This window comes from Streptomyces sp. sk2.1 (genome assembly GCF_008120935.1).
Lineage (GTDB): Bacteria > Actinomycetota > Actinomycetes > Streptomycetales > Streptomycetaceae > Streptomyces.
This window is the reverse complement of sequence record NZ_RDBO01000077.1, coordinates 1217874-1231022: the sequence shown is the minus strand read 5'-3', so window position 1 is coordinate 1231022 and position 13149 is coordinate 1217874. Positions and strand designations below refer to the sequence as shown.

Annotated in this window: 9 protein-coding genes and 1 pseudogene; 3 read left to right on the top strand and 7 right to left on the bottom strand. The window is 73.1% G+C overall.

The window, feature by feature from the left end; genetic code table 11:
* Nucleotides 1-282 (top strand): annotated as a pseudogene (locus EAO76_RS32765) (SAM-dependent methyltransferase); the annotation flags it as partial.
* A 49-nt stretch (nucleotides 283-331) separates the two neighbouring features.
* On the opposite strand, the gene ftsH reads toward EAO76_RS32765, so the two are convergent.
* From ftsH to EAO76_RS32735, 6 genes are all read right to left on the bottom strand, one after another.
* Complete coding sequence (gene ftsH, locus EAO76_RS32760) at nucleotides 332-2245, bottom strand: ATP-dependent zinc metalloprotease FtsH (RefSeq protein WP_148839574.1); 1914 nt, start codon at nucleotides 2243-2245, stop codon at nucleotides 332-334.
* Between the two features lie 285 nt (nucleotides 2246-2530).
* Nucleotides 2531-4078 (bottom strand): signal recognition particle protein, encoded by a 1548-nt coding sequence (gene ffh / locus EAO76_RS32755; RefSeq protein WP_148839572.1) that lies wholly within the window; start codon nucleotides 4076-4078, stop codon nucleotides 2531-2533.
* A gap of 187 nt (nucleotides 4079-4265) precedes the next feature.
* On the bottom strand, nucleotides 4266-6719 hold the full coding sequence (locus EAO76_RS32750) for a [protein-PII] uridylyltransferase (RefSeq protein WP_148839570.1): 2454 nt from the start codon (nucleotides 6717-6719) through the stop codon (nucleotides 4266-4268).
* A 29-nt stretch (nucleotides 6720-6748) separates the two neighbouring features.
* Entirely contained in the window at nucleotides 6749-7087 is a 339-nt protein-coding gene (locus EAO76_RS32745) for a P-II family nitrogen regulator (RefSeq protein WP_148839569.1), read from the bottom strand.
* The gene (locus tag EAO76_RS32740; protein ID WP_148839567.1) at nucleotides 7084-8439 is read right to left on the bottom strand and encodes an ammonium transporter; all 1356 of its coding nucleotides are present in this window, start codon (nucleotides 8437-8439) and stop codon (nucleotides 7084-7086) included. The genes EAO76_RS32745 and EAO76_RS32740 overlap by 4 nt, the downstream gene beginning before the upstream one ends.
* A 381-nt stretch (nucleotides 8440-8820) precedes the next feature.
* Nucleotides 8821-10296: a hypothetical protein gene (locus tag EAO76_RS32735; protein ID WP_148839565.1), complete on the bottom strand. Its 1476-nt coding sequence runs from the start codon at nucleotides 10294-10296 to the stop codon at nucleotides 8821-8823.
* Between the two features lie 422 nt (nucleotides 10297-10718).
* On the opposite strand from EAO76_RS32735, the gene EAO76_RS32730 reads away from it, so the two are divergent.
* The gene (locus EAO76_RS32730; protein ID WP_148839563.1) at nucleotides 10719-11378 is read left to right on the top strand and encodes a bifunctional DNA primase/polymerase; all 660 of its coding nucleotides are present in this window, start codon (nucleotides 10719-10721) and stop codon (nucleotides 11376-11378) included.
* Nucleotides 11379-11477: 99 nt separating this feature from the next.
* Here EAO76_RS32730 and ftsY read toward each other — a convergent pair whose 3' ends face one another.
* Nucleotides 11478-12695, bottom strand: coding sequence for a signal recognition particle-docking protein FtsY (gene ftsY, locus EAO76_RS32725; RefSeq protein WP_148839561.1), 1218 nt, complete (start codon nucleotides 12693-12695; stop codon nucleotides 11478-11480).
* Nucleotides 12696-12804: 109 nt separating this feature from the next.
* On the opposite strand from ftsY, the gene EAO76_RS32720 reads away from it, so the two are divergent.
* A partial coding sequence (locus tag EAO76_RS32720) for a cytosine permease (protein WP_262375868.1) occupies nucleotides 12805-13149 on the top strand: 345 nt, incomplete at its 3' end.

Here is a 13149-nt window from a genome sequence, read left to right as displayed (position 1 = left end):
GGCGACTGGCGGACGGCGGGGCGGGACGACCTGGAGGACGTGGCGTTCCGGGCCGGTCTGCATCCCGACGGTTCGGGCCGGGTGGCGTGCCCGTTCGGCTACCCGGACCTGGACAGCGCGGTGCGGGGACTGCTCTCCACACGGCTCTTCGACGCGGCGGCACGGGTGGCGGACCGGTCCCGGGTGGAGCGGGAGGTGGCGAAGGCCCTCCGTCCGCACCGGCGCCGGGACGGGTCGGTCTGGCTGCCGAACGTCTTCCGCTACCTCGTGTGCACCATCTGAACGCGCCGCCGGGGCGTGACGCCCCGTGCGCACGGTCCGGGCGGGGCCGCTACTTGGCGAGGCGGGGGATGCCCGCCGCCCGGTACGCCTCGGCCTCCTCCAGCGTCTCCTTCTCCAGCAGCGCCGCGGCCAGCGCGTCCAGCCGTTCCCGGTTCTCGCGCAGGAGCCGGCAGGCCGCCTCGTAGCACTCGTCGACGATGCGCCGCATCTCGCCGTCCACCGCGTCGAGCGTGGCGGGGGCCGCCGACAGTCCGTACGCCTGCTGGGCGTCGGCCGGGATCGCCGTCAGCCGGCCCACCTTGTGGCTCATGCCCCAGCGGCCGACCATGCCCCGGGCCAGGTTGGTGACCTGTTCCAGGTCGCTCTCCGCGCCGGTGGTGATCACCTCGAAGACCACCTGCTCGGCCGCCATGCCGCCGAGCGCCCCGATGATGCGGCCGCGCAGGTACTCCTCGGTGTACGCGTACTTGTCGGCTTCCGGCGTCGAGAGGGTGACCCCCAGGGCCCGGCCGCGCGGCACGATGGTGACCTTGCGGACCGGGTCGGCGCCCGGCTGGAGCATGCCGAGCAGCGCGTGGCCGCTCTCGTGGTACGCGGTCCTGCGGCGTTCCTCGTCGGACATGACCAGTGAGCGCTCCGCCCCCAGCTGGACCTTCTCCAGGGCGTCGGAGAAGTCGGACCCGTCGACCTCGGTCCGCCGGCGCTTGACCGCGAGCAGCGCGGCCTCGTTGGCCAGGTTGGCGAGGTCGGCGCCGGTCATGCCGGGGGTCGTGGCGGCGACCCGGGCGAGGTCCACGTCGGGGGCCAGCGGGATCTGCCGGGTGTGGATCTCCAGGATCGCCTCCCGGCCGTTGCGGTCCGGCGGGCTGACGTGGACGATCCGGTCGAAGCGGCCGGGCCGGGTGAGGGCGGGGTCGAGGACGTCGGCGCGGTTGGTGGCGGCGAGCACGACGACGCCCTCCGAGCCGGAGAAGCCGTCCATCTCGGTGAGGATCTGGTTGAGCGTCTGCTCGCGCTCATCGTGGCCGCCCATGCCGGAGCCGCCGCCGCGGGCCCGGCCGATGGTGTCGATCTCGTCGATGAAGACGATGGCGGGGGCGACCTTGCGCGCCTCCGCGAAGAGTTCCCGCACCCGGCTCGCGCCGACGCCGACGATCATCTCGATGAACTCGGAGGCCGACGCGGAGAAGAACGGCACCCCGGCCTCCCCGGCGACGGCCCGGGCCAGCAGCGTCTTGCCGGTGCCGGGCGGCCCCGCGAGCAGCACGCCGCCGGGCATCCGGGCGCCCATCTTCCGGTACGCCTGCGGGTTCTTCAGGAAGTCCACGACGTCGTTGAGCTCGCCCTCGACCTCGTCGATCCCGGCCACGTCCTCGAAGGTGGTGCGCCTGGCGCCCTCCAGTTCGACGGGCTTGGGCGGGGTCTTGCGTCCGAGGCCACCCATCCCGCCGCCCATGCCCCGGGCCATCCGCCGGGCGATGAACACCCAGAGCAGGACGAGCAGCAGCATGGGTGCGAGCGAGATCAGCAGGTTGGCGAGGAAGCTGCGCTGCTGGACGACCGGTTCGGCGGTGACGGTGACGTCGTCCTTGACCAGTTCGGCCCAGAGGTTGTCGTCGGCGAAGGCCGGGCGCTGGGTGACGAACTTGGTGTACTTCTCGTCGGTCCCCGGGGCCTTCGCCTCCTTCTTGAGCTGCCCCTGGATGGCGTCGCCCTTGGAGTAGATCTTGGAGACGTTGCCCGCGGTGACCTGCTTGCTGAACTCCGTGTACGCGATCGTCCGCTGCTCCTCCCCGTTGAAGAAGGACAGCACCAGATTGGCGATCAGGTAGACGGCGAGCGCGGTCAGCAGCAGTCCGCCCCAGCCTCCCGGCATCTTCCGGCCCGGCGGCGGGGGCGGCGGTGCGCCCTCGGAGCGCCAGGGCTGGTCGGTTCGGTCGCGGGGAGGTACGGGGTTGGTCACGCGCGCTCCTCTGCCGACAGCCGTTGGAAGCGACGTTAAGGGAGGAGTGCGGACAAAGCCCTTCCAGGAGCCGTGCACTGGGCCCTTGGAGGGATGGGCGTACGTCGGTCGTGGCCCGGCTCCCCGGCCGGAAGACGCCCGAGGGGGCGCCCGCCGGGAAGCGGGCGCCCCCTCGGGGACGCGGTCATCGGGCCGGTGGGACCGGCGGAGCCGGTGTGGCCCGGGAGACCGACGGGGCCGGTGCGGCCCGTGGAGTGCGTGCTCCGCGCGGCCGGTGGGACCGGCTCAGCCCATGAACTTCTTGAACTCGTCGGGCAGCTCGAAGTTCTTGTCGTCCTGCGCCGGCAGACCGAGCGCGCCGCCCTGCGCCGCCTGCGCCCGACGGGCCGCCGCGGCCTGCTCCTCGGCCTTGCGCTTCATCGGGTTGCCGCTCTTGCGCTTGCCCTTGGCCTGCTTGACCTGCTTCTTCTGCCGGCCGGGGCCGCCGCCCATGCCCGGCATCCCGGGCATGCCCGGCATTCCGCCGCCCTGGGCCATCTTCGACATCATCTTGCGGGCCTCGAAGAACCGCTCGACGAGGTTCTTCACCGCGGAGACCTCGACCCCGGAACCCTTGGCGATACGGGCCCGGCGCGAGCCGTTGATGATCGTCGGCTCGGCGCGCTCCTTCGGGGTCATCGACTTGATGATCGCGGCGGTGCGGTCCACGTCGCGCTCGTCGATGTTGTTGATCTGGTCCTTGATCTGCCCCATGCCGGGCAGCATGCCGAGCAGCTTGGAGATCGAGCCCATCTTCCTGACCTGCTCCATCTGGGCCAGGAAGTCGTCGAGCGTGAAGTCCTTGCCCTTGCTGGACGCCAGCTTGGAGGCCATCTTGGCGGCCTCTTCCTGGCTGAAGGTCTTCTCCGCCTGCTCGATCAGGGTGAGCAGGTCACCCATGTCGAGGATGCGGGACGCCATGCGGTCGGGGTGGAAGGCGTCGAAGTCGTCGAGCTTCTCACCGTTCGACGCGAACATGATCTGCTTGCCCGTGACGTGGGCGATCGACAGGGCCGCACCACCGCGGGCGTCGCCGTCGAGCTTGGAGAGCACCACGCCGTCGAAGCCGACGCCGTCGCGGAACGCCTCGGCGGTGTTGACCGCGTCCTGACCGATCATCGCGTCGACGACGAAGAGGATCTCGTCGGGGCTGGCGGCGTCGCGGATGTCCGCGGCCTGCTGCATCAGCTCCTGGTCGATGCCGAGACGGCCCGCGGTGTCGACGATCACGACGTCGAACTGCTTGGACCTGGCGTGTTCGATCGAGTCCTTGGCGACCTGGACCGGGTCTCCGACGCCGTTGCCCGGCTCGGGGGCGTACACCGCCACACCGGCGCGGTCGGCGACCACGCTGAGCTGGTTGACGGCGTTGGGGCGCTGGAGGTCGCAGGCGACGAGCAGCGGGGAGTGGCCCTGGCCCTTGAGCCAGCGGCCGAGCTTTCCGGCGAGGGTGGTCTTACCGGCACCCTGGAGACCGGCGAGCATGATCACGGTCGGCGGGTTCTTGGCGAACCGCAGCCGCCGGGTCTCGCCGCCGAGGATGCCCACGAGCTCCTCGTTGACGATCTTGACGACCTGCTGGGCCGGGTTGAGCGCCTGGGAGACCTCGACGCCGCGCGCCCGCTCCTTGACGTTGGCGATGAAGGCGCGGACGACGGGCAGTGCGACATCCGCTTCGAGCAGGGCGATACGGATCTCGCGAGCCGTGGCGTCGATGTCCGCCTCGGACAAGCGGCCCTTGCCCCGGAGGTTCTTGAAAGTCGCGCTAAGGCGGTCGGAGAGAGTATCGAACACGGCGCTCGTCGGTCCTCAGGGTCGGGGGCGGTATGGATCGCTCCCTAGGGTATCCGGCCCGGGCGGGGAGGCGTCCTCGCCGGTGCCCGCCGACCGGACCGGACGGTGCCCCCGGCGGGGGCGACGGCGCGGTACGGCGCCCGGGGGCGGGAACGCCCGGTACGGCGCCCGGCCCCGGCGCCGCACCTCACCGCAGCGCGTCCTCGATGTCCCTCGCCAGCGCGGCCGCCTCGGCGTCCGGCAGCGGTGTGCCGTCCCGACGCGTGACGTAGACCGTGTCCACCGCGTTGGCACCCAGCGTCGACACGTGCGCGCTGCGCACCCGCACCCCGCCGCCCTCCAGCGCCCGGCCGATCCGGTGCAGCAGCCCCGGGGCGTCCTGGGCCCGCACCTCGATCACCGTCGCCAGCTTCGATCCGGCCGCCGCGACGGTCACCCTCGGCGGCGGGGCCTTCGTCCCGCGGCGGCGCGGGTGGGCCGCCTCGCGCTCGGCGAGACGGGCCCGGATGTCCAGGGAGCCGTCCAGGGCCCGTACGAGGTCGGCGCGGAGCCGGTCGGCCCGCGGCAGGGAGCCGTACTCGGCCGCGACCCGCCAGCTGAGCAGCAGCAGGTCCGCCGGGCCGTCGCCCAGCCCGGTGGGGAGTTCCACGGCGCGCAGGTCGGCGGAGCGCACGGTGAGGCGGTGCAGGGCGAGGACGCCCGCCGCGGCGGGCAGCACGCCGGGGCGGTCGGGCAGGGCGATGTGCAGTTCGACGCCCACGGGTTCCGGTTCGCCGTTCTCGTCGCGGGTACCGGCCCGGGCGTGCAGGGCCAGGACGGGGCCGCCGGTGCGGAGGGCCTCCACGGCGAGGCGTTCCTGTTCGGCACCGGTCCCGGCGGGTTCCGGTTCCTCCGGGACCCGTCCGGCGAGCACCGCGGCGACGCGCCCGACGAGATCGGCGACGAGGGAGGCGCGCCAGGTGGACCAGGCGGCGGGGCCGGTGGCGAGCGCGTCGGCCTCGGTGAGCGCGTGCAGCAGTTCCAGGGTGGTGGTCGTGCCGACGGCGGCGGCGACGGCGCGGACGGTCGCCGGGTCGTCGAGGTCGCGGCGGGTCGCGGTCTCGACGAGCAGCAGGTGGTGGCGGACGAGGGCGGCGACGACGTCCGTGTCGTGCCGGTCGAAGCCGATCCGGGCGGCCGTGTCCCGGGCGATGACCTCACCGGCCGCGGAGTGGTCGCCGGGCCAGCCCTTGCCGATGTCGTGCAGCAGCGCGGCGACCAGGAGCAGGTCGGGGCGGCCGACGCGGCGGGTGAGCGAGGAGGCGCGGACGGCCGTCTCGACGAGGTGGCGGTCGACGGTCCAGGTGTGGACGGGGTTGCGCTGGGGGCGGCAGTGGACGCGTTCCCAGTCGGGGAGCAGCCGGGTGATCAGCCCCTCGGCCTCGAGCGCCTCCCAGACGGGCACGGTGGCCTCGCCCGCGCCGAGGAGGGTGACGAGTTCCTCGCGGGCCTCGGCGGGCCAGGGCACCGGCAGCGGGCCGGAGGCGGTGGCCAGCCGGCGTACGACGTGGCGGGAGAGCGGGAGTTCGGACTGGGCGGCCGCGGCGGCCGCGCGCAGGACCAGCACGGGGTCGCGCTCGGGACGGGCGGTGCGGGCGAGCACGACCTCGCCGTCGGCCTCGACGACGCCGTCGGCGAGCGGGACGCGTTCCGGGGCGGCCGCCCTGCCGCCCAGCACGGCGCGCAGCCGGGGGCGCGCGGAGCGGGCGCGCAGGACGCGGGAGACCTCGCGCCAGGTGACGTCGGTGGCGTACGAGACGGTCCGGGCGGCTTCGTAGACCTGGCGGAGCAGGGTGTCCGCGTCGAGGAGGCCGAGGGCCTCGGCGACCTGGTCCTGTTCCTGGAGGGCGAGGCGGTCGGTGGCGCGGCCGGTGGTGAGGTGGAGGGCGTCGCGGGTGTCGAGGAGGACGCGGCGGGCCTCGGCGAGGCCCTCGTGGGGGGCGTCGGCGACCCAGGAGGCGGCGATCGCGCGCAGGGCGGTGAGGTCGCGCAGTCCGCCGCGGGCCTCCTTGAGGTCGGGTTCGAGGAGGAAGCGGAGTTCGCCCTGGCGCTCGGCCCGTTCGCGGCAGAGTTCGGCGAGGGCGGGGAGGTGGGCGGGGGCCCGGTTGCGCCAGTCGGCGAGGGTCGCGGTGCGCATGGCGGCGACCAGGCCGCGGTCCCCGGCGACGGGCCGGGCGTCGAGCAGTCCGAGCTGAACCTTGAGGTCCTCGCCCGCCGCCCTGCGGACCTCGGCGGGGGTGCGGACGGAGTGGTCGAGGGCGAGGCCGAGGTCCCAGACGGGGTACCAGAGGCGGTCGGCGAGGGCAGCGACGGCCGCGGGGTCGGCCTTGCCGTCGTGCAGGAGCAGCAGGTCGAGGTCGCTGCGCGGGGAGAGTTCGCCGCGCCCGTGGCCGCCGACGGCTACGAGGGCGGCGCCGCGGACGCCGGTCTGTCCGGCGGCGGTGTCGAACAGCGCGGTGAGCCAGTGGTCGGTGAGCGTCGCGAGGGCCGCGCGGCGCGACGGCCCGGACCGCGCCTTCCCCTGGAGGAGGCGCAGCCGGGCCGCCGCGTAGCCGCCGGGTTCCGAGGTCGTGGGTTCGGGGGTGGTTCCGGTGCTCGTCACCCGGCTGCCTTTCGTCTCGGGACCGTCGGTCAGAGTGCGTCCGGGCCGCGTTCGCCGGTGCGGACACGGACCGCGGTCTCGACGGGCACGCTCCAGACCTTGCCGTCACCGATCTTTCCGGTGCGGGCGGCCTTCACGACCACGTCGATGAGCTGTTCGGCGTCCTCGTCCTCGACGAGGACCTCGATCCGGATCTTGGGCACGAGGTCGACGGTGTACTCGGCGCCCCGGTAGACCTCGGTGTGGCCGCGCTGGCGTCCGTATCCGCTGGCCTCGGTGACCGTGAGGCCGTGGACCCCGAAGGCCTGGAGGGATTCCTTGATCTCGTCCAGCCGGTGGGGCTTCACGACTGCGGTGATGAGCTTCATGCGTCCACCTTCTCGGTCTTCGTCCTCGCCGTCGTGCCGCCCTGGGCCGGGCCCGTGGTGCGGGGGGCGGTGCCGCCGCCCGCACCGCTGAAGTCGTACGCGGTCTCGGCGTGCTCGACCCGGTCGATGCCGGAGACCTCGTCGTCCTCGGTGACCCGCATGCCGATCGTCCGGTCCAGGAGGAGGGCGAGGAGCGCGGAGGCCACCAGGGAGTAGGCGAGGACGGCGAGGACACCGACGGTCTGCTTGCCGAGCTGTTCGAGGCCGCCGCCGTAGAAGAGGCCCTTGGCCTCGGACTGGACGCCGCCGGTGGCGAAGAGGCCGACGAGCAGGGAGCCGGCGATGCCGCCGACGAGGTGGACGCCGACCACGTCCAGGGAGTCGTCGTAGCCGAACCGGTACTTCAGTCCGACGGCCATGGCGCAGAGCACCCCGGCGATCGCGCCGACCGCGATGGCGCCCAGCGGGCTGACCGCGCCGCCGGACGGGGTGATGGCGACGAGTCCGGCGACCGCGCCGGAGGCCGCGCCGAGGGTGGTGAAGGAGCCGTGCCGGAGCTTCTCGTAGCCGAGCCAGGCGAGCATCGCGGCGCCGGTGGCGACCTGGGTGTTCACGAACATGACCGCGCCGACGCCGTCGTCGTTGCCGAGCCAGGAGCCGGCGTTGAAACCGAACCAGCCGAACCAGAGCAGGCCGGCGCCGAGCATGACGAGGGGCAGGCTGTGCGGCCGCATCGGGTCCTTCTTGAAGCCGACGCGCTTGCCGATGACGAGGATCACGCCGAGCGCCGCGGCACCCGCGTTGATGTGGACGGCCGTGCCGCCCGCGAAGTCGATGACGCCCATCTCGAAGAGCCAGCCGCCCGAGCCCCAGACCCAGTGGGCGACGGGGAAGTAGACGACGGTGACCCAGAGCGCGATGAACAGGGCCCAGGAGGTGAACTTGACCCGGTCGGCGAGGGCGCCGCTGATCAGTGCCGGGGTGAGGACGGCGAACATGAGCTGGAAGACGGCGAAGACGTAGACCGGGATGGTGTAGCCGTCCCAGAGCTGGGTGACACCGATGCCGCTGAGGCCGAGGAAGTCCGGGTTCCAGCCGACGACGGAGCCGATGTCGGTGCCGAAGGCGATGCTGAATCCGTAGAGCACCCACAGGACCGTGACGATCCCGAGGCTGATGAAGCTCATCATCAGCATGTTGAGGGTGCTCTTGACGCGGACCATGCCTCCGTAGAAGAAGGCCAGGGCCGGGGTCATGAGCATCACCAGGGCGGAGCAGATGAGCATGAAGCCGGTGTTGGCTGCGGACAGCGTCGGCGTGTCCGCCGCAAGTGTCGTGATGCCTGGGGGCATCGGCGTCTCCTCGTCGTCGGTGCGGCCGCGTGCGGGCGTTCGGAGCGGCACCGCGTGCGGGACCACTGGGAAGACCACTGGGGAAAGGTGCGGGCCGGTTGTGATCCCGAGATTCGCCCGGCGCGGTTTCCACCGATGCCGCACGGTGTTTCGCGGGGGTGACGAAGGAGTCCGGCGTGTTACGTCCCCATGAACCGGTGGCGGCCCGCCCCGGGCCGGGGCCGTCCGGTGCTCCGGGCCGCATACGGTGCGCCCCCGGCCCCCCGGTACGGGGCGGCGACGCGAACCGGCCACGCCGACCGCCCGCTGACCTGGCCATGGGGGGAGCCGAAGTCGGTCTTGTGCGGGGTGGTCGTCGTGGCCGGGGTCGGGGGTGCCGGGTCAGACCGCTTCTGCGGTCTCCGGCAGCTGTTCGGTGAGGAGCTCGGTGATCCTGGCGACCTCGGGAACGTCCCCGAAGTCCCTGGCGGCGGTGTCGACGGTCTTGCGCAGCCGGGTGTTGACCCGTTCGGAGCGGACCTTCTTCGCGACGTGCAGGGCCTGCTCGGCCAGCAGCGTGGACTGCTCGGGCTCGCGCTTGAGGAGGTGGACGGTGGCGAGGCCGATCAGGTTGAGCGCGTACGACCGCTGGTGCTCCTCGTCCTCGCCGAAGAGCTGGACGGCCTTCTCCATCAGGGGCTCGGCGAGGGTGGCGTACGTGGGGCTGCGGCCCGCCACGTAGGCGAGGTCGCGGTAGGAGTGGGAGTTCTCGCCGTTGAGCTCGGCCTCCGAGAAGAAGCGGATCCAGTCGGGCTCGGGCTCGCCGTCGATGCCCACGTCGAGGAAGGTGTCCTCGGCCATCCGGACGGCTCGTTTGCACTTGCTGGGCTGGCCCATGTTGGCGTACGCGCGGGCCTCCATCGCGTACAGCATGGCCTGGGTGCGCGGGGTGGCGCAGTCCCGGCTGCCGTACTGGGCGAGGTGGATCAGTTCGAGGGCGTCGTCGGGCCGGCCGAGGTGGATCATCTGGCGGCTCATGCTGGACAGGATGTACGAGCCCAGCGGTTTGTCACCGGCCTCCTTGGCGGCGTGCAGCGCGAGGACGAAGTACTTCTGGGCGGTGGGCTGGAGGCCGACGTCGTAGCTCATCCAGCCCGCCAGCTCGGCCAGCTCGGCGGCGCACCGGAAGAGGCGTTTGGCGGTGGCGGCGGGCTGGGGCTCCTGGAGCAGGTCGGTGACCTCGTGGAGCTGGCCGACGACGGCCTTGCGGCGTAATCCGCCGCCGCACTGCGCGTCCCACTGGCGGAACATCGCGGTGGTGGACTCCAGCAGATCGAGCTCGGGCCCGGAGAGCCGGGAGGGGCGGCGGGCCGCGGCGGCCGGCTCGGGCTCCGCGACGGGGGCGCCCGCGACGGGCACCAGCCAGCGCTGCATGGGCTCGATCAGGGCGGGGCCGGCGGCCAGGGCGAGCGAGGAGCCGAGGAAGCCCCGCCGGGCGAGCATGAGGTCGCTGCGGGAGAACTCGCTGAGCAGGGCGACCGTCTGCGGGCCGGCCCAGGGCAGGTCGACGCCGGACACGGACGGTGACTGGTGCGCGGAGCGCAGCCCGAGGTCCTCGACGGCGACGACGGAGCCGAAGCGCTCGGAGAAGAGCTCGGAGAGGATGCGCGGGATCGGCTCGCGCGGCTGCTCCCCGTCCAGCCAGCGGCGCACCCGGGAGGTGTCGGTGCTGATGTGGTGGGCGCCCATCTGGCGGGCCCGGCGGTTCACCTGCCGCGCCAGCTCGCCCTTGGACCAGCCACTGCGCACGAACCACGAGGTCAACTGCGCGTTGGGGCGCTTACCGGTATGCGTACCGCCTGCGCCGCTGCCACTCACTGGAACGCCCCCATCCCGCTGGAAACTGTCGCGCGAACCTTTACCAGAATGCCCTGAGCCGATGCCGCCCATGCGGAGGTCGCGCACCGTCGAACAGGGAATCGGGTTGCCTCCGGCATACCCGTGGGTGCACATACTTCCATGGTTCGTGTACCGACGGTAATCCTACGATCACCCCTGGGCGAGGGCGTCGGCGGAAACGCCACCATTCGCCACCCCTTCGGATGAACACCGTCCCCGGCGGGCGCGATTCACTTGACACACGGCGATCAGCAGTGGGTGCAGTGAAGCACGGCAAGGCGCGTGAACGACATCGCGCGCCCCCAATGCCACCGGCGCGCTCCGGATCGACGGCGACGGCGGAGCGCCACGACTGCGCCCCGTGTCGTAACCACCGGCGAGCCGGACCCGTTGGAGGGGGCATGGGCTTCACGATCGGCGGCATCCGCGAGATGCGCACCGGCTCACGGCGTCGCGGCCGTGCGGCCGAGTACACGGCGGTGGCCGAGTACACAGGACTGTGGGGCTGGGCCGTCGTGCCGGGGGCGCGGGCGGCTGCCGGCCGCTGCTCCTGCGGGGACGCGGACTGCCCCTCCCCCGGTGCCCATCCGCTGGGCTTCGCCCCGGAGGTCCCCGCGGGCGCCACGCTCGACGCGGCGGCGCAGGCGTGGGCCCGGGTGCCGGGCGCCTCGATGCTGCTGCCGGTGGGCCGCGCCTTCGACGTCCTCGACGTGGCCGAGGCGGCCGGGCGCCGGGCCCTGGTGCGGCTGGAGCGGATGGGGCTGCCGCTGGGGCCGGTGGCGGTGACCCCCGCCGGGCGGGCACAGTTCTTCGTGGCCCCGGGGGCCGCCGTCGAACTCCCGCAGCTGCTCTACCGGATGGGCTGGGACGACGCCGGGCTCGACCTGCGGGCGCTGGGAGCCGGCTGCCACATCACCGCCCCGCCGTCCGACGAGGGCGGGCTGGGCCCGGTCCGGTGGCTGCGTCCGCCGGTGCTGGACACGGCGTCCGCGCCGCCGCAGGCCCGGCTGCTGCTGGGCACGCTGGCGTACAGCTGCCATCGCGCGCCGCTGCGCGGCTGAGCCGCCCCGCCCGCCGGCCACCACGGGCCCCCATGACGCGAAGGGGCCCGGGTGCACGGATGTCCGTGCGCCCGGGCCCCTTCGCGTGGGCGGGCGGGGTCAGTCCCCGATCAGGGCGTCGACGAACGCCTCCGGCTCGAACGGCGCCAGGTCGTCCGGCCCCTCGCCGAGACCGACCAGCTTGACCGGGACGCCCAGCTCGCGCTGGACGGCCACGACGATGCCGCCCTTGGCGGTGCCGTCCAGCTTGGTGAGCACGATGCCGGTGATGTCGACGACCTCGGCGAACACCCGGGCCTGCACCAGGCCGTTCTGCCCGGTCGTGGCGTCGAGCACGAGCAGGACCTCGTCGAGCGGCCCGTGCTTCTCGACGACCCGCTTGACCTTGCCGAGCTCATCCATGAGCCCGGTCTTGGTGTGCAGCCGTCCGGCGGTGTCGATGAGCACGACGTCGGCGCCCTCGGCGATGCCTTCCTTCACGGCGTCGAAGGCGATCGAGGCGGGGTCGCCGCCCTCGGGTCCGCGCACGGTGCGGGCGCCGACGCGCTCGCCCCAGGTCTGGAGCTGGTCGGCGGCGGCCGCCCGGAAGGTGTCGGCCGCGCCGAGCACGACACTGCGGCCGTCGGCGACCAGCACCCGGGCCAGCTTGCCGGTGGTGGTGGTCTTGCCGGTTCCGTTGACGCCGACGACCATCACGACGCCGGGCGTGTCGAGGCCGCTCTCCGTCTTGACCGCGCGGTCGAAGTCGGTGCCGACCAGGGTGATGAGCTCCTCGCGCAGCAGCGCGCGCAGCCCTTCGGGGGTACGGGTGCCGAGGACGCGGACGCGCTCGCGCAGCCGCTCCACCAACTCCTGGGTGGGGGCGACGCCGACGTCGGCGGTGAGGAGGGTCTCCTCGATCTCCTCCCAGGTGTCCTCGTCGAGGTTGTCCCGGGACAGGAGCGTGAGCAGCCCCTTGCCCAGGGAGTTCTGCGAGCGGGCGAGCCGGGCGCGCAGCCGCACCAGACGGCCGGCCGTGGGCTCGGGGACTTCGAGCTCGGGGGCGACGGGCGCCTCCGGCTCGACGGCCTCGACGACCTCGGGGGCCTCCTCGGCGGGAGCTTCGGCGGGGGGCGGGCCGACCTCCTCGACGGTGCGGCGCGGTTCCTCGCGCGGCGTCTCGGCCTCCTCGCCGACATGGGGCTCGGGAGGAGTGATGGTCGGCGTGCTCGACGGCGCCGGGGGCAGCTGCTTCTTCTTGCGGCCGCTGACCACGAGCCCGCTGATCACGCCGACCGCGACCAGGGCGATGACTACAGCAAGGATGACGAATTCCATAACCCACCCAGTATCAGCCACGTCGGCCCGCCGGGGCCGCCCCGAAGGATCACTCCCACACCCCTCGGGGCGTTATGCACCCTTTGGCGGTAAATGTACGATCCTGCCCGTGGAGACCCGCGGCCTGGAACCCGTCCCCGACAGCGAACGCACCGGCCGTGTCCGGGCCCTCGTCCCCACCTGGGTGGGCGCGAACCTGACCATGCTGCTCGTCACCGTCGGCGCGGGGCTCGCCGTCCTCAACGGGCTGAACCTCTGGCAGGTGCTGGCCGTCGCGGTCACGGCCTCGGTCATCGGCTTCGGGCTGGTCGGCCTGGTCTCGATCGCGGGCCGGGAGGGCGGGGCGCCGGGCATGGCGCTCTCCCGGGCGGTCTTCGGCCAGCACCTGCCAGAGGTTCAGCCCGTTGAGGACGGCGAGCCCCGCGCCGACGGTGACGAGCAGCATGGTCAGGTT

Bases quoted from the DNA above. Each gene is read 5' to 3' on its own strand.
- EAO76_RS32740 (WP_148839567.1), bottom strand. From the start codon at position 8,439: ATGCCCCCAGGCATCACGACACTTGCGGCGGACACGCCGACGCTGTCC.
- ftsY (WP_148839561.1), bottom strand. From the start codon at position 12,695: ATGGAATTCGTCATCCTTGCTGTAGTCATCGCCCTGGTCGCGGTCGGC.
- EAO76_RS32730 (WP_148839563.1), top strand. From the start codon at position 10,719: ATGGGCTTCACGATCGGCGGCATCCGCGAGATGCGCACCGGCTCACGG.
- EAO76_RS32745 (WP_148839569.1), bottom strand. From the start codon at position 7,087: ATGAAGCTCATCACCGCAGTCGTGAAGCCCCACCGGCTGGACGAGATC.